Source organism: Bacillus sp. BS98, from assembly GCF_008432245.1.
Lineage (GTDB): Bacteria > Bacillota > Bacilli > Bacillales > Bacillaceae_G > Bacillus_A > Bacillus_A toyonensis.
Genome location: NZ_CP043830.1, coordinates 61994 through 82500, shown reverse-complemented (window position 1 = coordinate 82500; position 20507 = coordinate 61994). Strand labels below are relative to the sequence as shown.

At 37.2% G+C, this 20507-nt stretch carries 20 protein-coding genes, 2 tRNA genes and 1 rRNA gene (1 of these 23 cut by a window edge); all 23 read right to left on the bottom strand.

Translation table 11 applies throughout. The features are described from left to right. A 16S ribosomal RNA gene (locus F0362_RS00445) occupies nt 1-337 on the bottom strand; it reaches 1215 nt to the left of the window's first position. A gap of 379 nt (nt 338-716) precedes the next feature. Continuing rightward, nucleotides 717-2216, bottom strand: a complete 1500-nt coding sequence (gene lysS, locus F0362_RS00435; RefSeq protein ID WP_000369685.1) for a lysine--tRNA ligase — start codon at nt 2214-2216, stop codon at nt 717-719. Nucleotides 2217-2376: 160 nt separating this feature from the next. Continuing rightward, the gene (dusB, locus tag F0362_RS00430) at nt 2377-3375 is read right to left on the bottom strand and encodes a tRNA dihydrouridine synthase DusB (protein ID WP_000912241.1); all 999 of its coding nucleotides are present in this window, start codon (nt 3373-3375) and stop codon (nt 2377-2379) included. A 23-nt stretch (nt 3376-3398) separates the two neighbouring features. Continuing rightward, nucleotides 3399-3602: a helix-turn-helix domain-containing protein gene (locus F0362_RS00425; protein WP_000387027.1), complete on the bottom strand. Its 204-nt coding sequence runs from the start codon at nt 3600-3602 to the stop codon at nt 3399-3401. Further along, nucleotides 3554-4069, bottom strand: coding sequence for a 2-amino-4-hydroxy-6-hydroxymethyldihydropteridine diphosphokinase (gene folK / locus F0362_RS00420; RefSeq protein WP_001059455.1), 516 nt, complete (start codon nt 4067-4069; stop codon nt 3554-3556). Before folK ends, F0362_RS00425 begins: the two co-directional genes overlap by 49 nt. Beyond that, nucleotides 4066-4428, bottom strand: a complete 363-nt coding sequence (folB, locus tag F0362_RS00415; RefSeq protein ID WP_000358065.1) for a dihydroneopterin aldolase — start codon at nt 4426-4428, stop codon at nt 4066-4068. The genes folK and folB overlap by 4 nt, the downstream gene beginning before the upstream one ends. Further along, nucleotides 4429-5289: a dihydropteroate synthase gene (gene folP, locus F0362_RS00410; RefSeq protein WP_002104269.1), complete on the bottom strand. Its 861-nt coding sequence runs from the start codon at nt 5287-5289 to the stop codon at nt 4429-4431. It lies immediately after the preceding gene. After that, nucleotides 5264-6136 (bottom strand): aminodeoxychorismate lyase, encoded by an 873-nt coding sequence (gene pabC / locus F0362_RS00405; protein WP_000909853.1) that lies wholly within the window; start codon nt 6134-6136, stop codon nt 5264-5266. The genes folP and pabC overlap by 26 nt, the downstream gene beginning before the upstream one ends. After that, on the bottom strand, nt 6130-6717 hold the full coding sequence (gene pabA / locus F0362_RS00400) for an aminodeoxychorismate/anthranilate synthase component II (RefSeq protein WP_000602280.1): 588 nt from the start codon (nt 6715-6717) through the stop codon (nt 6130-6132). The genes pabC and pabA overlap by 7 nt, the downstream gene beginning before the upstream one ends. A gap of 5 nt (nt 6718-6722) precedes the next feature. Further along, nucleotides 6723-8120 (bottom strand): aminodeoxychorismate synthase component I, encoded by a 1398-nt coding sequence (gene pabB / locus F0362_RS00395; RefSeq protein WP_001189707.1) that lies wholly within the window; start codon nt 8118-8120, stop codon nt 6723-6725. A gap of 222 nt (nt 8121-8342) precedes the next feature. Further along, nucleotides 8343-9266 (bottom strand): cysteine synthase A, encoded by a 924-nt coding sequence (gene cysK / locus F0362_RS00390; RefSeq protein ID WP_001261721.1) that lies wholly within the window; start codon nt 9264-9266, stop codon nt 8343-8345. A gap of 117 nt (nt 9267-9383) precedes the next feature. After that, the gene (gene hslO, locus F0362_RS00385; RefSeq protein ID WP_000656374.1) at nt 9384-10259 is read right to left on the bottom strand and encodes a redox-regulated molecular chaperone HslO; all 876 of its coding nucleotides are present in this window, start codon (nt 10257-10259) and stop codon (nt 9384-9386) included. A gap of 6 nt (nt 10260-10265) precedes the next feature. Then, nucleotides 10266-11054 carry a type III pantothenate kinase gene (locus F0362_RS00380; protein WP_000578374.1) on the bottom strand — a complete coding sequence of 263 codons (789 nt, stop codon included), beginning with the start codon at nt 11052-11054 and terminating at the stop codon, nt 10266-10268. A gap of 223 nt (nt 11055-11277) precedes the next feature. Then, the gene (gene ftsH, locus F0362_RS00375) at nt 11278-13179 is read right to left on the bottom strand and encodes an ATP-dependent zinc metalloprotease FtsH (protein WP_001079666.1); all 1902 of its coding nucleotides are present in this window, start codon (nt 13177-13179) and stop codon (nt 11278-11280) included. Between the two features lie 85 nt (nt 13180-13264). Continuing rightward, complete coding sequence (gene hpt, locus F0362_RS00370; RefSeq protein ID WP_000981842.1) at nt 13265-13807, bottom strand: hypoxanthine phosphoribosyltransferase; 543 nt, start codon at nt 13805-13807, stop codon at nt 13265-13267. Then, entirely contained in the window at nt 13804-15234 is a 1431-nt protein-coding gene (gene tilS / locus F0362_RS00365; RefSeq protein WP_149889611.1) for a tRNA lysidine(34) synthetase TilS, read from the bottom strand. Before tilS ends, hpt begins: the two co-directional genes overlap by 4 nt. Nucleotides 15235-15528: 294 nt before the next feature. Continuing rightward, nucleotides 15529-18000, bottom strand: coding sequence for a stage II sporulation protein E (gene spoIIE, locus F0362_RS00360; protein ID WP_001123547.1), 2472 nt, complete (start codon nt 17998-18000; stop codon nt 15529-15531). Nucleotides 18001-18262: 262 nt separating this feature from the next. Beyond that, nucleotides 18263-18334, bottom strand: a tRNA-Glu gene (locus F0362_RS00355). A 13-nt stretch (nt 18335-18347) separates the two neighbouring features. Next, nucleotides 18348-18421: transfer RNA gene (locus F0362_RS00350), tRNA-Met, on the bottom strand. A gap of 161 nt (nt 18422-18582) precedes the next feature. Further along, a complete protein-coding gene (locus F0362_RS00345; protein WP_000021451.1) occupies nt 18583-19068 on the bottom strand; it encodes a S1 domain-containing RNA-binding protein in 486 nt (161 codons plus the stop codon). Between the two features lie 87 nt (nt 19069-19155). Continuing rightward, a complete protein-coding gene (gene divIC, locus F0362_RS00340; RefSeq protein WP_001208736.1) occupies nt 19156-19515 on the bottom strand; it encodes a cell division protein DivIC in 360 nt (119 codons plus the stop codon). Next, nucleotides 19512-20165 carry a spore cortex biosynthesis protein YabQ gene (gene yabQ / locus F0362_RS00335; RefSeq protein WP_000059779.1) on the bottom strand — a complete coding sequence of 218 codons (654 nt, stop codon included), beginning with the start codon at nt 20163-20165 and terminating at the stop codon, nt 19512-19514. The genes divIC and yabQ overlap by 4 nt, the downstream gene beginning before the upstream one ends. Continuing rightward, a complete protein-coding gene (gene yabP / locus F0362_RS00330; protein ID WP_001059100.1) occupies nt 20162-20470 on the bottom strand; it encodes a sporulation protein YabP in 309 nt (102 codons plus the stop codon). The genes yabQ and yabP overlap by 4 nt, the downstream gene beginning before the upstream one ends. Nucleotides 20471-20507 lie beyond the last annotated feature (37 nt).

Below are 20507 nucleotides of genomic sequence, written 5' to 3'. Positions count from 1 at the left end.
TGTCTCAGTCCCAGTGTGGCCGATCACCCTCTCAGGTCGGCTACGCATCGTTGCCTTGGTGAGCCGTTACCTCACCAACTAGCTAATGCGACGCGGGTCCATCCATAAGTGACAGCCGAAGCCGCCTTTCAATTTCGAACCATGCAGTTCAAAATATTATCCGGTATTAGCCCCGGTTTCCCGGAGTTATCCCAGTCTTATGGGCAGGTTACCCACGTGTTACTCACCCGTCCGCCGCTAACTTCATAAGAGCAAGCTCTTAATCCATTCGCTCGACTTGCATGTATTAGGCACGCCGCCAGCGTTCATCCTGAGCCAGGATCAAACTCTCCAATAAAGTTAGTTTGTCTAGCATCTAAAAATAAAAATTGACGTTTCACGTTGTTTGTTTCGTTCAGTTTTCAAAGAACTACTTCGTCGCTCAGAAGCGACTTTATCAATATAACATTTTGTCATATTTTCGTCAACAACTTTTTTTAAATAAGTTGTTTTTCGTTTGTTTCTTTTGTTACCTCTCGTGGCAACGAATATAAATATACCAGTTCGCTTATTAAAATGCAATAGTTTTTCTAATAAAATTTTTAACTTAGTAAAAAAGCATAAAAATAGCATGTTTCTTCTATATAAATATAATTTCTAAACGATCCCTATCAAAACCCACTTCCTTCAAATCACTCATAGTAAAATAAAAAAAGCTTTGGAGAAATCTCCAAAGCTTAGTCTTGCTTATGACGCATAGCAGGGAATAATAGTACATCGCGAATAGATGGTGCATTTGTTAATAACATAACTAAACGATCAATACCGATTCCTAATCCGCCCGTAGGAGGCATACCGTACTCAAGAGCTTCGATATAATCATCATCCATCATGTGAGCTTCATCATTACCTTGCTCGCGCTCTTTTAATTGAGCTTCAAAACGTTCTTTTTGATCGATTGGATCGTTTAACTCAGTGAATGCATTCGCATGTTCACGTGCAACGATAAATAACTCGAAACGATCTGTGAATCGTGGATCTTCGTCATTCTTTTTCGCAAGTGGCGAAATTTCTACCGGATGACCATAAATAAATGTCGGTTGGATTAATTTATCTTCTACTTTTTGTTCGAAGAACTCATTAATAATATGACCAACTTCCATTGTATCCTTAATTTCTACATTATGTTCTTTTGCAAGTTCACGCGCTTCTTCTACACTCATTGGATTCCAGAAATCTGCTCCAGAGTGTTGCTTAATTGCATCTACCATATGAAGACGTGTCCATTCTGGTTCTAGATTAATTTCATAATCACCATATTGGATTGTTGTTGTACCCAATACTTTTTTCGCAATATGAGCAACCATATTTTCTGTTAGTTTCATAATATCATTATAATCAGCATATGCTTCATATAATTCAATCATCGTAAACTCAGGGTTATGACGAGTTGATACACCCTCATTACGGAATACACGGCCGATCTCATAAACTTTTTCTAATCCACCCACAATAAGACGTTTTAAATGAAGTTCAATTGCGATACGCATATATAATTCCATATCTAACGCATTATGGTGCGTTGTGAAAGGACGAGCAGATGCTCCACCTGCAATCGCGTGCATCATAGGCGTTTCTACTTCAAGATAACCGTTGTCATCTAAATATCTTCTCATCTCACGAATGATTTTACTACGAGTAACAAATGTTTCACGACTTTCCATACTTGTAATTAAGTCTAAGTAACGTTGACGGTAACGTTGTTCAACATCTTTTAATCCATGGTATTTATCCGGTAATGGACGAAGGGATTTCGTTAAAAGTGTAAATCCTGTTGCTTTTACTGAAAGTTCTCCAACGTTCGTTTTGAACACTTTACCTTCAATACCTACTAAGTCACCTAAATCTGCTGTCGTAAATAATTCGTACTCTTCATCTCCAACAGTATCTTTACGAACGTAAATTTGAACTTGTCCGTGTAAATCTTGAATGTGCGCGAATCCAGCTTTTCCTTTACCGCGTTTTGTCATAATACGACCAGCGATAGAAACAGTGATTTCTTTCTCTTCTAATTCTTCTTTAGAGAATTCTCCATATAGACTTACTAAGTCCGTTGTTGAATTTGTGCGTTCAAATCGTTTACCAAACGGATCGATTCCTTGCTCACGTAAATTATGTAGCTTTTCACGACGAACAAGCAATTGGTCGTTTAATTCTTCGTGGTTCATGTTATCCATGATATTGATATCACTCCAGCTCTATTAATTTTTACAATATATACAGTATAGCATTTTCTACTCAACTAGAAAAACTGCCAGCAACTAACTGGCAGTTCTTCTTTCTTTCACGTAATTATAGGAAGTGTGTAGAAGAATGTCAATCTTCTACATTCCCTTATTAACCAACATAAATTGTTTGTTGTTTCGCTTCTACTTCTTCTACAAATGCACCTAATACATTCGCAAGGTCTTGACGTGTGTTGCAAGTATTGATGCCATTACGCACACTCGCATTACCACGAACACCTTTTAAATACCAAGCCGCATGCTTTCTCATCTCTCTTACAGCAACATTTTCATTCTTTAAATCGATAAGACGATCTAGATGCAACATACATACATCAATTTTCTCGCGCACTGTTGGTTCCGGCATTAATTCACCCGTCTCTAAATACTTTACCGTACGATAAATCATCCACGGATCCCCAAGAGCAGCACGGCCAATCATAACACCATCTACACCAATTTCATCAAGCATACGCTTCGCATCTTGCGGTGTTTCAACATCACCATTTCCAATAACCGGGATATTCACAGCTTGCTTTACTTGTTTAATAATATCCCAATCTGCTTTTCCTTCATACATTTGCACTCGTGTACGTCCATGAACTGCCACTGCCTGTCCACCAGCACGCTCAACAGCTCTAGCATTTTCTATTGCGAAAATATGTTCTTCATCCCAACCTATACGCATTTTAACTGTAACTGGCTTTTCAACAGCATCTACAACTGCCGCTACCATTTCATATATTTTATTTGGATCTAAAAGCCATTTTGCTCCTGCATCACACTTAGTGATTTTTGGTACTGGACAACCCATATTAATATCAATAATGTCTGCTGTCGTATATTTATCTACATATTTCGCAGCATCTACAAGCGTTTCTTTCTCTCCACCAAAAATTTGTAAACTTAATGGCTTTTCTCTCTCGTCGATATATAACATATCTAACGTTCTCTTATTATTAAGTAATATCGCCTTATCACTTACCATTTCAGCACAAACTAAGCCTGCACCAAATTCTTTTACTGTTAAACGGAATGCAGAGTTACACACTCCCGCCATCGGTGCTAGTACAACCGGATTTTTCATCTCAATATTTGCAATCTTTAACACTGGATTTACTCCTTCCTTCATAATTACTTTGGCATTAGTTCATCTATCGAGACCTTTAATGCTTTAGCAACTTCTACTACAAAATCTTGGGAAGGCGATCGATTCCCTCTCTCAACTTCACCTAAAACAGATACAGATACCCCTAATTCTTTAGCAAAACCTTCTTGTGTATAGCCTTTCAGCTTTCGAAAAGCACGAATGCGTCTTCCCCATTTTTCTGCTTCCATACCGTTACTCCCTCTCGCCTTTTCATTTCTTCTACTTGTGAACGTGAAATGTCTTGTTTTATATCTTGATTAATTTCTAACAACGGAACGATAACAAAAGCTCTTTCGAACATCCGCGGATGCGGAACAATAAGATTCTCTGCTTCAATATTTTCTTGATTATAGAGTAAGATGTCAAGGTCGATGGTTCTCGGACCCCATCTAATTTCCCTTTTTCTTCCTAGGTCATTCTCTACTTTTTGCGTTACTTTCAATAATTCTTGTGGTGATAAATTGGTAGAAATTTTTATAACTAAATTTAAAAAGCAACTTTGGTCAGTATAGCCAACTGGATCAGTTTCATACACTGATGAAACATCATCAACTTGGATATACGGACTTTTATTTAAAAACTGAATCGCTTCAGTTAAATACGTATAACGCTCTCCAATATTCGAACCTAATGCAATGTACGCTATATTATTCATGAACGTTCTCTCGTAATTTCTACCGCTACAGCGCGATAATGCCCCGGTATCGGCGGATCTGGTTTAATTACCTTAATTGTACATCGTGAAATACTCTCATATTGTTTCAATATATTTGTAGCGATATTTTCAGCGATGCTCTCTACAAGCTTATACGTTCTATCTTCGACAACTTTCCTACACAATTCAAAAAGCTCTCCATAATTGACAGAATGCTCTAAGTCATCACTTTCTCCTGCACGTTTCAAATCCAATTCTACCGTTAAATCAACTTTAAACCTCTGACCTAATTTATTTTCCTCTGGGAATACACCATGATAACCGTAAAACTCCATATCATGGATATAAATTTTATCCAATTACTTTACCCCCTTACCAATCATCGCATCCATCATTTTAGCCATACGCGCCATTTCTTTCACATCATGAACACGAACAAATTCACAGCCCTTTTCAATACCGAGACAAACGGTAGCTCCAGTTCCCTCAAGACGTTCCTCTACCGGTAAATCTAGTACATGTCCAATAAAGGACTTTCTTGAAGTGCCTAAAAGAACTGGATAACCTAGTACATTTAACTGTTCTAAATTACGCATCGCTTCCAAATTTTGTTCAGGCGTCTTAGCAAAACCAATACCTGGGTCTAAAATAATATTCTCATCTCGTACACCAGCAGCTTTAGCAATTTTAATACTGTCATACAAATCAGCAATCATATCCGCCATTAAATTACGATAACTCATATTGTCACGGTTATGCATTAAGATGATAGGTACATCATAATGAGCTGCAACTTCAGCAATTTTCGGTTCCGCCTTCGCCCCCCAAATATCATTAATAATGTGAGCACCAGCTTCAATTGCTTGTTTCGCAACTTCTGCTTTATACGTATCGATAGAAATAGGCAATTCCACTTCCTTCGAAACCGTTTGGATCATCGGAACAACTCGTTTAATTTCTTCTTCCACCGAAACTTTAGCGAAACCCGGGCGAGTAGATTCACCACCAATATCAATAATATGAGCACCTTCATCTTTCATTTCTTTCGCATGGCGCACCGCAGCATCCACTTCGTTGTAACTCCCACCATCAGAAAATGAATCTGGCGTTACATTTAAAATCCCCATAATTAATGTCTTTTCATTTAAATTCAATGTATATTCGCCGCAGCGCAAATCATAATCCCACTTCAAATTACACATCTCCTCTTCGCAATTCATTTCTACTCCACAATTTCTCTCTCTGCATTTCATAAAGATGCATAAACCTTTTTGTAATCATTCCGACTTTACCCGGGAAATCTCGTCCCTCTATATGATAAAGCGGAACAATTTCTTGAATGGAATTCGTTACAAAAGCTTCATCTGCTGAAAGCAATTCATCTTTCGTAAAGAAACCTTCCTTTATTTCTATACGAAGCTCCTCTGCAACCTTTATAATAAATGCACGAGTGATACCATTTAAAATCCCTGTTTTTAGCGAAGGCGTATACAAAACATTGTCTTTCACAAAAAAGAGATTCGAAACAATACCCTCTGCAACATAACCTGCTTCAGTAAGAAAAATACCTTCCTTATCCACAACATTTCCAATTTCGCGTTTCCCTAAAATGTTATTTAAATAATGATGGGACTTCAAGCGAAACGCACCCTCTGGTGTATTTCGCACTTGTTTTAAAACAACCCCTTCTTTTTCCACTATATCCCCTGGGGCTGGTAAAGGTTTTATAAAAACAATAACCGACGGCTCTTCATACATTTCGGTTTGCAATCCTATTTCATCTACACCCGCCGATACATTGAAACGAACATATGCATGCTCCAATTCATTCTTAACGAGGAGATTTTTCAAAATAAGCATTACATCATCTTTTGTCATTGTCCATTTGATTTGCAATGTATCTAGCGCATCTATTAAACGTTTATAATGATCATCCAACAAGAAAGGATGACCATTATAAATACGAAACGTCTCAAAAACTCCAAGTCCGTATAAATAACCATGGTCATAAGGAGAAATTTTCGCTTCATTCGCTTCTACATATTCACCATTTACGTAAATTAACACGATGCCACGCTTGGACTATATTTGCGAATGAAATTCTGTAATAATTCTTTCCCATGAGAAGTCATAATAGATTCCGGATGGAACTGCACACCTTCAATCGGTAATGTTGTATGACGAAGCGCCATAATTTCCCCTTCCTCTGTCCAAGATGTTACCTCTAAGCAATCAGGTAACGTCTCTTTCTTAACAATAAGGGAATGATAACGCGTTGCAGTAAATGGATTAGGAATGTCCGAGAAAATCGTCTTTCCATCATGATGCATAGGCGACGTTTTCCCATGCATTAATCGCTCTGCTCGAACAACTTCTCCACCAAAGACTTGCGCAATAGATTGATGCCCAAGACAAACTCCAAAAATCGGAAGCTTTCCTGCAAAGTATTTAATAGCTTCCATACTAATTCCCGCTTCATTCGGACTACATGGACCTGGTGAAATCATTAAGAAATCTGGTTTCATATTCTCAATATCTGCAATAGTCACTTCATCATTACGCTTAATAACAAGCTCTTGTCCAAGTTCTCCAAGAAATTGCACTAAATTAAATGTAAAAGAATCATAATTATCAATCATTAATATCATTTCTCTCACCTAACCGTTTCTTCGCTACTTTCTTTTGCACGCCATAAAGCAATTGCCTTTTTTAACGACTCTTTATATTCATTTTTCGGATTTGAATCAATTACAATTCCCGCTCCTGCTTGCACATGCGCTTGCCCATCTTTAGCAAGAAGCGTTCTAATTACAATATTCAATTCCGTATCTCCAGAATAACCAATCCAACCAATTGAACCTGTATAAATCCCTCGTCGAACAGGTTCTAATTCTTCAATAATTTCCATCGTACGTATTTTCGGGGCACCGGTAATTGTTCCACCAGGGAATACAGCTTTCACTAAATCGAAAGCATCCTTATCTTCTTCCACCTCACCACGCACATTAGAAACGATATGCATAACATGTGAGTACTTTTCAATTACCATAAATTCATCTACTTCTACAGTGCCATATTTACAAACGCGCCCTAAATCATTTCGTTCTAAATCTACAAGCATTACATGCTCCGCTCGTTCCTTTTCGTTCTCAATTAATTCCCTCGCTAATTCTTCATCCTCTTGTTCATTCGCACCGCGGGATCTTGTACCAGCAATTGGTCTTGTACTTACTTCTTGCCCTTGTTTTTTAATTAGCAATTCAGGCGAAGCACTAACAATTTGAAAATCCCCAAGCTCCAAGTATCCCATATATGGAGATGGATTAATTTTACGAAGACTTGTATAAATTTCTAGCGGATGCGTTTGTAAAGTTCTTTCTTGCCTTGTCGACAAGTTTACTTGAAACACATCACCATTTCCAATATATTCTTGAATACGTTCAACAGCCTTCATAAAGCCTTCTTCTGTAAAAGCAACCGCTTCATTTTTCTTTTCAGGACGTTCAAACGGCATAGTCACTTCAGGCACTTCTGCCGCCCAAAGATTCTTCCATTCATGTAATCGTTCTTCCGCCTCTGCATGCTTATCTACATAATGTGTAATAATCCACAATACTTTTTCTTCTTGATCATAGACGAACACATCGTCAAATAATAAAAAGAATATATCGGGTATATTCAGATCATCCTCTGCAAGAGAAGGGAGTTTTTCGATATAACGGATACAATCATAACTAAAGTAGCCAATCGCACCACCTTGAAACGGCGGGTACTCTGGATTGTAGTCTGTTTTCCATTTTTCCATATATTCTTGCATTAAATCTAATGGATTCCCTCGCTTTATTGTTTCCTTACCACTTTCGCTTATATGTAACGTTTCACCCTTCCCTTGGATTACCGCTACTGGGTTTAACCCCACTATGTTATAACGACCGCCACGTCCGCTTTCTAGCAAAATATGTTGCGGCTTATCCTGAGAAAGAAATTTATATTGCTTAAAGAAATCTAACTGATATGGAATAGAAAGCGCTAAAGATTTTCTTCGTTGCATATCAACACCCCGTCTTCTTTTATCCCACCCTCTTAGATTAACCACCTCAAACTACATAAGCTCTTTATATAGAAAATGATTATACTCGAAGGTTAGTGAAAATAAATTAATTATACTACCTCTTATTTTACATGAAGTTTTCTAGTCAATCACTCTTTTCCTATTTCCAATCCAAAAAGAAAAAAGCATCCTTTTTCAAGGATGCTTTTCAATCACATTCAATTATGATTCAAATTGATAAAGTGGTGTACTTAAATAACGTTCACCGTTACTTGGAATAATAACAAGTACTTTTTTCCCTTTACCTAATTTTTTCGCAACTTCTGTCGCTGCATAAATAACTGCTCCTGAAGAGATACCAACTAAAATACCTTCCTCTTTAGCCACTCTTCTCGCATATTCAAACGCTTGCTCTGTTTTTACTTGAATAATTTCATCATATACCTTTACATCCAATGTCTCTGGGATGAATCCCGCCCCAATTCCTTGGATTTTATGTGGCCCCGGCTTCCCACCAGATAATACTGGTGAGTCCGCAGGTTCTACTGCATAAATTTTAATATCTTTATACGCTTCCTTCAGCACTTCACCAGCACCAGTAATTGTTCCACCTGTACCAATACCTGCAATAAACGCATCTAATTGATCACCCATTTGTTCAACAATTTCTGGACCTGTTGTTAAACGATGAATTTCTGGATTTGATTGATTTTGGAACTGTTGCGGTATAAAGTAGCCATGCTCTTTCGCTAATTCAGTCGCTTTACGAATTGCCCCACCCATTCCTTCAGGACCTGGAGTCAATACTAATTCAGCACCGTAAGCACGTAATAAATTACGACGCTCAATACTCATTGTTTCTGGCATTACTAAAATCGCCTTATATCCTTTAGCGGCCGCTACCATCGCTAAACCAATTCCTGTGTTACCACTTGTTGGCTCAATGATTGTATCGCCTTCTTTTAATAACCCTTTCTTTTCAGCATCTTCAATCATAGCTAATGCAATACGATCTTTAACACTGCTCCCAGGATTCATAAATTCTAATTTTAAGTATACATCTGCGCTGTCTGATTCTACGATGCGGTTCAACTTAACGATCGGCGTTTTCCCGATTAATTCTGAAACTGATTGTGCCACTCGCATTCCTGTCACTCCTAACACCGAGTATTTTTATTGGTTTTATCTATATTTAGATTTTGTCAGAAAATTCCCTGTTTGTCAATCTATCCGAGCGAACAATTCTCCACCCAAACTTCCTTATTACAAGTTCACAATTATGCTTGTAATATCTTCTTTAGAGAATTTATATCGTTCATTACAGAAATGACAGTGCACTTCCGTCTCTTCTTCTTCTTCACGAATTTGCTCTAATTCTGTTTTACCTAAACTAATTAACACACTCTCAATACGTTCACGTGAGCAAGTGCAATTAAATTGAACATCCATAGTTTCTAATACCTTTACTTTATCTTCCCCAAGAACTGCATATAGTAGCTCTTCTGGAGAAAGACCTTGTTCGATCAATGTTGATACAGGAGGGATTTTTTGCAAACGATCTTCAATGAATGCAATTGTTTCTTCCTGTGCGCCCGGCATAATTTGAAGGATAAATCCACCCGCCGCTAATACGCTGTCATCTCCATTTACAAGAACACCAACACCAACAGAAGAAGGCGTCTGTTCAGAAACTGCAAAATAGTACGTGAAGTCTTCTCCTAATTCACCTGAAACAATTGGAGATTGACCAATAAACGGCTCGCGCATACCAATATCTTTAATTACAGTTACAAATCCTTCTGTTCCCACCGCTTGATATACACGTAGTTTTCCTTGTTCTGTTCCTTCAAAATCAACATGCGGATTCGTTACATAACCACGTACATCCCCATTTGCATGAGCATCCACTAAGATTGGACCAATCGGACCGTTACCCTCTACCTTAATTGTTAACTTTTGATTACCTTTTAACATCGCACCCATCATTGTACCCGCAGTTAAAGAACGGCCAAGCGCTGCTGAAGCAGTTCTCCACGTGTCGTGACGTCTTTGCGCTTCACTTACTGTATTTGTTGTACGCACACTATACGCACGTACTTCTCCATCAAATGCTAAAGCTTTTACTAAATAATCTTTCATACTTATTTATTCACCTTTCTCATACTGTAAATTTGCATTACGTTCATATAACATATACAAACCTTTTAACGTTAAAAACGGATCTACGATATCAATTACATTTGATTCTTCTGAAATTAATTTCGCTAATCCACCTGTTGCAATAACTTTTGGTTCCTGTTTAGCTTCCTCTTTCATACGCTTAACAATACCTTCCACTTGTCCAACATATCCGTAAAGAATACCAGATTGCATCGCACTTACTGTATTCTTCCCAATAACACTACTTGGTTTTGTAATTTCAATACGAGGAAGTTTTGCCGCTCTACTATATAAGGCTTCCGCTGAAATCATAATTCCCGGTGTAATAACTCCACCCATGTAATGCTTCTCTTCGTTAATATAACAATATGTGGTAGCCGTACCGAAATCGACAATAATAAGCGGACTTCCATATAAATGGATTCCCGCTACTGCATTTACAATTCGGTCTGCGCCTACTTCACGCGGATTTTCATATTTAATATTTAGCCCTGTTTTTATCCCGGGCCCTACTACAAGCGGTTTAATTTTAAAATACTTTTCACACATGCGCTCTAAAGCAAACATAATTGGTGGTACAACTGAAGACACAATAATACCTTTCACATCTTCAAATGAAAGACCCTCATGCTCAAGTAACTGCTTTACAAGCATTCCATATTCATCTTCCGTCTTGTGACGATCTGTTTCCATACGCCAATGCTGACGAAGTTCCCCATCTTGAAATACGCCTAGTACAGCATTTGTGTTCCCTACATCCAATACAAAAATCATATTCTCACCACTTATCTTATTTAATCTATATTTATGTAGTATGTATAAAACTTATAAAAACATCATATCACACATACTTATATAATCAGCTTTTCTATCCTCATCATTTTACAAAAAGATTACTCTCTATTTCAATTTTTAATACTAATTTTATTAAAAATTTTTCCGACTTAGTATTTTTCTACAAATAAAAAAGGAGTGACAATTGTCACTCCTTTATCTCTTACTTATCTTCTACGTCTTCATCGTCCTTCTTCATATTGATGTTTACTTTTACATCATCTGAAGATGTTGGGCGCTCTGGCAATCTGCCGTAATCATATAAATGATTAATTTGCTCTGCATCTAACGTTTCTACTTCAAGTAACGTTTTCGCAATAATATCTAGCTTATCACGTTTTTCAGTAAGAATTTGTTTCGCGCGGGCATAACATTCTTTTATAATCGTTTGCATTTCCACATCGATTTCATGTGCAATTGCATCACTGTAGTTTTGTTCTGAATGGAAGTCTCTTCCTAAGAACACTTGACCACCTTGCGAGCTACCGAATTGCATCGGTCCAAGCTTATCACTCATACCGAACTCCGTAACCATACGTCTTGCAATACCAGTCGCACGTTGGAAGTCGTTGTGAGCACCTGTGCTTGCTTCACCAAACACAATCTCTTCAGCTACTCGACCACCAAGTAAACCAGTGATTTTATCAAGTAACTCTGGTTTTGTCATGAAGTAACGATCTTCTTTCGGAAGCATTACTGCATATCCACCAGCTTGACCACGAGGGACAATTGTTACTTTATGAACGATATCTGCTTCATCAAGGACAACACCAATTACAGTATGGCCAGCTTCATGGAATGCAACGATATTACGTTCTTTTTCAGAGATAACACGACTTTTCTTAGCTGGACCTGCAATAACACGATCCGTCGCTTCATCAATGTCACTCATATCAATTTTCTTCTTATCTTGACGCGCAGCTACTAAAGCAGCTTCGTTTAATAAGTTTTCAAGATCGGCACCAGAGAACCCTGGTGTACGAGTTGCAATTGCTCTTAAGTTAATATGATCATCAAGCGGTTTATTACGAGCATGTACTTTAAGTACAGCTTCACGACCATTTACATCTGGACGATCTACTGTAATTTGACGGTCAAAACGACCTGGACGTAATAATGCTGGATCAAGAATATCGGGACGGTTTGTTGCAGCGATGATAATAATACCTTCGTTTGCACCGAATCCATCCATTTCAACAAGTAATTGGTTCAGCGTTTGCTCACGCTCATCATGGCCACCACCAAGACCTGCGCCACGTTGACGTCCTACTGCATCAATTTCATCAATGAAAATGATACAAGGAGCATTTTTCTTTGCATTTTCGAATAAATCACGTACACGGGATGCACCGACACCGACAAACATCTCTACGAAGTCAGAACCACTGATAGAGAAGAACGGAACGCCAGCTTCACCTGCAACAGCACGTGCTAATAAAGTTTTACCTGTACCTGGAGGTCCCACTAACAGAACACCCTTAGGAATACGGGCACCAACTTCAGCAAACTTACGAGGATCTTTCAAGAATTCAACTACCTCAACAAGCTCTTGTTTCTCTTCATCCGCTCCAGCAACATCTCTGAAACGAACTTTTTTCTTTTCGTCATTATATAACTTCGCCTTACTTTTCCCGAAGTTCATAACACGGCTACCGCCGCCTTGAGCTTGGTTTAATAAGAAGAAGAATAAAATGAAGATAATGACAAACGGAATGATAGAAGTAAAGAAGGTTACCCAAGCACTTGTTTCTTCTGCTGGTTGATACTTAACTTCAGCACCTTGCGCTTTATCATTAATTTTCTTTTGTAATTCCTCAGTATTTGGTGCATAAGTAACAAATTGTTCTCCTTGGCTAGAAGTATTAAATTGTCCTTTTACCTCAAACACACCATTTTTCGGTTGAAGTTGCACATTGCGCACTTCACCTTTTTCTAGTTTAGTAATGAATTTATCGTAGCTAACTGATGTCGTTTTTTGCGTTGAACCATTAAAATAGCTCACGATTCCAATTACTACTAGGAATATCAGTAAATAAAAGATGGTATTACGGAAGATACGATTCATTCCTAACCTCCTCTCACGGCATAAACACTATTGTAAATCGTAACATAGAAAAACTTTCCTATACAATTGTAACGCCTGTATTTAATTAATTTGAGTAAACGCTTGGTTTTAATACTCCTACATAAGGAAGATTACGGTACTGCTCTTTATAATCTAATCCATATCCTACAACAAACTCATGTGGGACAGTAAATCCAACATAATCCGCTTTCAAATCTACCTTGCGGCCTGTTGGTTTGTCTAATAACGTAACAATTTTTACAGACTTCGCTTTACGATATTTAAATAGGTCCACTAAGTAACTTAGCGTAAGACCGCTATCAATAATATCCTCAACGATTAAAATATCGCGACCTTCTACAGAAGTATCAAGATCTTTTAAAATTTTCACTTCGCCTGTTGAAACAGTAGAGTGACCGTAACTAGATACAGCCATAAAATCCATTTCAAGATATGTATCTGTTCTCTTTAATAAATCTGCCATGAATGGCATTGCGCCTTTTAATACACCAATTGCAAGAGGTACTGTGTTTTTATAATCCTCTGCAATAATTGCACCTAATTCGCGCACCTTTTCTTGTATTTGTTCTTCAGAAATTAATACTTTTTCGATATCTTGATTCATCATTTCATTATCCTCCCGGAAGACTCCTTGCTTTTGTAGTGAATAATCATATATTTATCCTTCTTTGCCATCTCTTTCGAAACAGCAAATGCAGATCGCTTCAACAAGGGTATCCAAATAATATTCCCACTTGCATCACAAACGACCGGCCATGCTTCTCTTTTTTCTCTTGGTACTTTTGCTTCGATAAAAATAGTTTTTATCTTTTTTGTGCCATTCATACCTTGTATTGACATGCGATCTCCATTTTCCCTAGAACGAATACGAAGTGGATATGATATATCATTATACTTAGCAACAAATACTGTTTCATTCATGTTACTTGGTATATCTTCGCTCACCTCTATTACAAGTTCATCCCCGTTCGATAGCGTAATTGTCCCGGGTACTGATAAATCTTGCGAAAAAGGAGAAACAATTTCTTGTTTAAATCCAAAGCTACACTCCTCGTATGTGCGAACAATTTTTAAATCACCTGGGAAATCAAGTGAACCCGAAGGTTGTGTCCGCTTAAAAAATTCAATCACTTTGTCAATATGTATAGAGGAAAGAGAAGATGGAATCTTATATTCATAAAGATAGTTTAATATTAGTTGAATCCCTCTTCTTTGTAAAGGCATAGACATGGATTCAAAGGCAGGAATTGATAAGCTAATTTGTTTATCACTTTTTTTTGTAATTACTCTATTCATTTTCTCAAAAGCTAATTCCTGCAAATAAGCCTCATCCTCTTGCATCTGCACGCTAAATTTTTGAAATTTCTCATGCACTTGTGGATTTTCTTCTTTCAAATGAGGAAGGACATATTTACGTAATCGATTCCTTGTATATACTTCCTTTTTATTACTCGGATCTATACGGGGAATTAAATTTAGCTCATTACAGTAATTAACAATTTCTTCCTTCGTTACTCCAAGTAAAGGCCTAATTAAATATCCATTATGAAAAGGACGCTTCACTGCAATTCCTGCATACCCTTTCGGAGTACTCCCTCGTACAAGGCGCATTAAAATCGTTTCTACTTGATCATCTCCATGATGCCCAAGAGCTACATATCTCGCATCATATTTCTTCATTATTCTTTCCAAAAATGCATATCTGCATTCTCTAGCAGCAACCTGCGCATTCATTCCGTATTGCTGTTGATATTGCGACACGTTAACCCTTATCGTTTCGCAAGTAACTCCCAGTCCTTTGCAAAGATCCTGCACAAACTGTAGATCCTCATGAGATTCATCGCCTCTAAACATATGATCCACATGCGCTACTACAATTTCCAACTGTTTTTCTGCCCTTTTTTCTAACAAATAATATAGAAGAGCTAAAGAGTCAGGGCCACCCGAAACTCCTACAACAATTGTTGAACATTCCTTTAATACATCATGCTGCTTTACAAAGTCATCTACCTTTTCAACAAATGTATCTTTCAACTTCGTAATCACCTTTCATTAAACAAGAACAGCAACGTTAGTTACCTTGTCTATAATGGTACAACTTTTACAAACATTGTGCAAAAAAAAGATATACAAAAATTACATTTTTATCTTACATCCTCCGCACATATTCAAAAAAATAATAACATTACCTTTTAAAGCAAAAAAACCTAGGAATTCGCCTAGGTTTTTCAGAATAGACTATATGAATCAATAGCAGATAAAAAGCCCGATTGGTACGGGCTTTTTATCTGCGGGGATGGAGAACCCCCCACTGATTAAAGTTTTACTTTATTGCGCCTGCATTCCTACAATTGGAATCGTAGCCCACTTCGGCATATTCTTCTTTACTTTCGCCACAACAATTGTCATATCGTCATTTATATAACCATCACAAGAACGAATCACTTCTTCCATAATGATATCAGCAATTTCTTGCGGGTCCTCGGTTTGCAGTTCCTTAATTTTTCGTTTCATCCATAATTCATGGTTCTCCACATGCTGCGCTCCTTCAAAAATACCATCGCTCATCATAATAAGAATATCGCCCGTTTTTAATTGCTCACCCACTACATCAACCTCAACATCTTCAATGATCCCCATTGGCAAATTACTTGCTTCAATTTTCAAAATATTATTTGCGCGTTTAACAAAACTCGGCGTCGATCCGATCTTTAAAAATTTCGCATTCGCATCCCGTAAATCTACCATCGCCAAATCCAGTGTTGTAAACATCTCTTCTGTCGTTCTTAAAGAAAGAATTGAATTGATCGATTTAATTGCTATTTCCTCATCAATACCTGATTGAAGTATCTTTTGTAATAATTTTACCGTTTCCTTACTCTCCATATGAGCTCGTTGCCCATTTCCCATACCGTCACTAATCGCAAGTGCATATTTACCCACACTCAAATCCATCATCGCATAAGAATCCCCCGAAACAAACCCACCGCCTTTTGCAGCTGTAGCCAATCCCGTATCAAGAGAATACGTCTTTGCTGAACCAAATGATATTAAACTGTGACCATTTGGATAAGAAGACTTTTCTTCATGTTTAACGACAATATTTTCTTTTAGAATATCCGAAAGCATCGGCGCAACTAATTTTTCGCACTCACCATGCTCATTAGATGCAGCCGGAATTAACATCTCAATATCAATGCTCCCTCTATCTAAACAATAAATATCAACATGCTCCACTTCGACGCCAAAATCACGAAACGCTTGCAAAATTTGTTCTTCCTGTACTTGATGATTTTCTCGCTCTCTTTGTATTTCCTGTGCGAAATCCTCCATAACTTTTGATACGCCTAATAATTGCTCCGCTACTATTCTGCGATTTTCTTTCATTTGTTTTCGTAATTTTTGTCCCTCATAAAAGTGATCTAATTCACCGGCTACTAAATCTGTTACTTTCTTACCTCTCACACAATGCTTGTCCCATTCACGAACTAACTTCCGATTATGCTGCAGTGTTCCTTCTTCCGTTTCACTCATTATTTGTTTCATATAATCATACGTTTTGTCAAAATTAACCACCCAGCATTGATCCTTTTTAAAGCACGTTTGACATGTTTTCGCAGTAATTGTACTTAAAAATAAATCTGCCTCTGTTTCTTTATCTTCCTCCTCCACATAACCATATACAGAAAAGCTATTAGATAAAGCCGCAAACACATTTGCAAATTGATTAATTTTGTTCGCTGTAACATCGCGCATTCTTCTTAAATATTGTTGTTGATCTTGTGAATGCTCTTGTGTTCCCGGCATAAATTTAGCAATGCGATCCAGAACAAGTTTCGGTGTTAATAAAAAGAAAACAATTGCCACACCTGATTCAATTAAAGTTGTTACAATGTTCGTTTGCTTATCTACATATAATGTAATTAAGCTTGTCCCAATTAACAAACCTAAACTAACGCCTAGACGCTTCCCTTCTTTCAATAACCCTCCAAGCAATCCAGAAAAAGCAAGAAGGCTAAGCTGAGACAAACTGGACACATTCGCTAAACTTAATATTAAGCCGGTGACAACCCCAACTGTGGATCCTGTAGCAGCGCCGGCGATGAAGGCAAATACTAACACTAAATATCTAGTGAAAATATGTTGAATAGAAGCGTCATATACAAACCAATCCGTCGTACCTGTTAAAACAGATGCTAGTAATATAATTAAACAAACAATTTCTTCTGTCTCTAATGCTTGTTGTTTCCCTTTCCTTTCTACTAAGAGCGGAACACTTTGTAAAAATATCATCGTTAATACGAAACTTAGCCCTGCTTCAATCGTGCTAACGAGCAAATCGTACATGGTGATAGTTTGCTGTGCAAAATATACAACAACTAAATGTGCGGTTAATGCGGAGATAAATACTTGGAATGGTACAAGTCCAACAGTTTTACGTGTAAACCGACTAAAGAAGATATTATAAATGAAGAAAGTAAAGATAGACGCGAAAGTAAAAAATAAATTATCTATCGAAACTGAAAGTGCTCCTCCCATTAAAGCTAGGAATGCGAGCGGCATTTTATCTCGCTTCATAACATAAACGGCAGCGAAAAACGGTAATGCAAACGGTAAAATGTTTGTTAATATATACGCTCTTCCCAAAAGAAAACCAATAACAACAATAATAAATCCCCATCTAAAGAAAACTTGTTCAAACTTCATTCGCAACTTACTCGTCCACTTTATTCCTCCAAGCTGACTTTCATTCATTGCCAATGCACTTGTATTCATAGTATTCCTTCCTGCTTTAGGCATATTTTTAACACCACCTGCATAGTTTAATTACTGTCATTATAAAAGATGCTTATTGGGATTTTTGTCAAAACAACAGTTTTCACTTTTATAATCGTTCGACTTTTTATTCGAAATAACTCTACATATATACATAGTATGTAATTTATCTCCCTTTATTATATTGAAGATTCAGAAAATTTAAGGTGATTTTGTAGAAGTATTGTATGTCTTACTTTTTTATTTAACAAAAAAAGATCATGCAAGTTTGCATGATCTTTTTAGATGACCCGTACGGGATTCGAACCCGTGTTACCGCCGTGAAAGGGCGGTGTCTTAACCACTTGACCAACGGGCCGTTAAATTAAATATAGCGGCGGAGGGGATCGAACCCCCGACCTCACGGGTATGAACCGTACGCTCTAGCCAGCTGAGCTACACCGCCATGTCGTCTTATTTAACGGACAATTAGTATCTTACATCAGATATCATTTAAAGTCAACACATCTCAAAAACTTTTTTAAAAAATATATTTTCGCATATAAAAAAGCACCCTGAGCCATCACTCTGGGTACCTCTCTATATGTTAAAAACTAAACGTTCTTATTATCCGCGACGTGCGCCACGGCCACCACGTTTAGACTCTGTGTTACGCTTTAAAGAAGTTAAACGATCTTCGCTATCCTTTAAGAAGCGTGCCATCTTTTGCTCAAATGTTTCTTTTGGAGCTCGGTCGTTACCGCCACCGCGATTATCTCTGTTGAAAGAGCGATTATTACGTTGTGGACGTCCAGAACGTTGTTGATCACCACCGCGTTGGTATTCACCGCGTGGACGATCTCCTTCTGTTTTTTCACGTTCTTTCGCTTTTTTAATAGATAGACCAATTTTCCCATCTTTTTCAACATTAATAACTTTTACTTCTACTTGGTCGCCCACTTTTAAGTGATCATTAATATCTTTCACATAATTATCAGCAACTTCACTAATATGAACAAGACCCGTTAAGCCTTCTGGCAGCTCCACAAAAGCCCCAAAATTTGTAATACCTGTTACTTTACCCTGTAACTTGCTGCCTACCTCGATTGACATAAAAAAAATGCTCCTCCTTAGTGATTAAAAAGTCAAATTTTACTTTATTATATATAATCCTAAAATATAGTGTCAATAAGACATACTTTACTTAGAAACAGGAAAAATTATCTCCCCTTTTCCGGAGAAGAAATAATCCCTTCTAGCAATCTTTAATACGTACTCTTCATCATTTAACTTTTGAACTTCGTCTTTTAGACTTTTTTCTTTATTCGTTAATGAATCTAGTTCTTTTTTCATGTCCTTAACTTTTGCTTCTTTTGCTTTAATGGAACTGTTTTGTTGATAAAAAGTTACACTAATACTCGCAATAATTGTAAAAGCAAAGACAAGAAAAACCGCTAAACGGCGATAAAGTCGCTTCCTGTTCTCATCCGTTTGTATTATATGCTCTTTAACAGGATTTGGACTCTGTTTTTCGATTGTTCTTTGTCTCAGTTCCCTCATTTCCGAGGTCCCCCTAACTTCTTTTTTATACGCTCCCATAGTTGGAAGATGTGTCCCTTCAATTTTGCTATATATTGCAGGAACCCTACATGTTTCATTATAAAAAGTTTAACACGATTAGGGAGAAGTTTCCATATGAGCAAAGCAATAAATCGAACAGGCCAGAAAAAAACTTTCCATATGAAAAGTAATATCCAAATCACCATTTTCCATAACACATGTCCAATTGAAAGCAGTATACGAAATAAGAATAATATAAATGCAATAAATAGCTGCGCTATAATAATAACAGGTTTTATCATGAGTAGCTGTATAATTCGAACAAAAAAATGTGTTGTTTGCACAAAAATATAGATGAGAAAATTTAACAACCTCATGTATAGTGCTTTCAATAAGCTTTGATATGCCGCAAAACCACATAATAATGCCAAAAATACATATATACGTAGTTCAGCTTCATTTACGAGAAGTAATACATAAAAAACGAATAATGCTTGGACAACCCAAAATAGTATATCATGTATAAATACAAGCCAACGTTTACGTTCCTGACGCTTTAAAAAACGTTGGTATGTATCTAATGATGCTCCAATCCAAGCACCCATTCCGATCATCGAAAGCATTGTATACAACTGAATTGTTAGGCTCATTTAAACAACTTACTAAAGAAGCCTTTAGTTTTCTCCCCTTGATTCTCATCAATATACAACATCTCATGAATCTTGCCTTTAATCGATACAACACCTTTTTCCACATCTAAATTCTTCATTTGCAAGTTTTGTCCACGAATTGTTAAAAAACCCATCACAGTCTCGAGTAAAAATTCTTCGCTATCAAAACTCTCTACTTGTTTTACACCAGTAATATCGATCACACGCCTACCACGCATAATAATATCATGCTCTACAGAAACATTTTGTTGATTAGAAGACATAGGTGAGTAACCATTATTCACGAAAATCCCCCCATAGCTTTATACTAGCTAATAGTAA

What these genes read in the sequence shown, in the direction of transcription:
- lysS (WP_000369685.1), bottom strand. Translation starts at nt 2,216, where the DNA reads ATGGATAACATGAACCACGAAGAATTAAACGACCAATTGCTTGTTCGT.
- F0362_RS00425 (WP_000387027.1), bottom strand. Translation starts at nt 3,602, where the DNA reads ATGGAAGCAGAAAAATGGGGAAGACGCATTCGTGCTTTTCGAAAGCTG.
- folK (WP_001059455.1), bottom strand. Translation starts at nt 4,069, where the DNA reads ATGAATAATATAGCGTACATTGCATTAGGTTCGAATATTGGAGAGCGT.
- folP (WP_002104269.1), bottom strand. Translation starts at nt 5,289, where the DNA reads ATGAATTGCGAAGAGGAGATGTGTAATTTGAAGTGGGATTATGATTTG.
- pabA (WP_000602280.1), bottom strand. Translation starts at nt 6,717, where the DNA reads ATGATATTAATGATTGATAATTATGATTCTTTTACATTTAATTTAGTG.
- pabB (WP_001189707.1), bottom strand. Translation starts at nt 8,120, where the DNA reads ATGCAACGAAGAAAATCTTTAGCGCTTTCTATTCCATATCAGTTAGAT.
- cysK (WP_001261721.1), bottom strand. Translation starts at nt 9,266, where the DNA reads ATGCGAGTGGCACAATCAGTTTCAGAATTAATCGGGAAAACGCCGATC.
- hslO (WP_000656374.1), bottom strand. Translation starts at nt 10,259, where the DNA reads ATGAAAGATTATTTAGTAAAAGCTTTAGCATTTGATGGAGAAGTACGT.
- F0362_RS00380 (WP_000578374.1), bottom strand. Translation starts at nt 11,054, where the DNA reads ATGATTTTTGTATTGGATGTAGGGAACACAAATGCTGTACTAGGCGTA.
- ftsH (WP_001079666.1), bottom strand. Translation starts at nt 13,179, where the DNA reads ATGAATCGTATCTTCCGTAATACCATCTTTTATTTACTGATATTCCTA.
- hpt (WP_000981842.1), bottom strand. Translation starts at nt 13,807, where the DNA reads ATGATGAATCAAGATATCGAAAAAGTATTAATTTCTGAAGAACAAATA.
- spoIIE (WP_001123547.1), bottom strand. Translation starts at nt 18,000, where the DNA reads ATGCCTAAAGCAGGAAGGAATACTATGAATACAAGTGCATTGGCAATG.
- F0362_RS00345 (WP_000021451.1), bottom strand. Translation starts at nt 19,068, where the DNA reads ATGTCAATCGAGGTAGGCAGCAAGTTACAGGGTAAAGTAACAGGTATT.
- divIC (WP_001208736.1), bottom strand. Translation starts at nt 19,515, where the DNA reads ATGAGGGAACTGAGACAAAGAACAATCGAAAAACAGAGTCCAAATCCT.
- yabQ (WP_000059779.1), bottom strand. Translation starts at nt 20,165, where the DNA reads ATGAGCCTAACAATTCAGTTGTATACAATGCTTTCGATGATCGGAATG.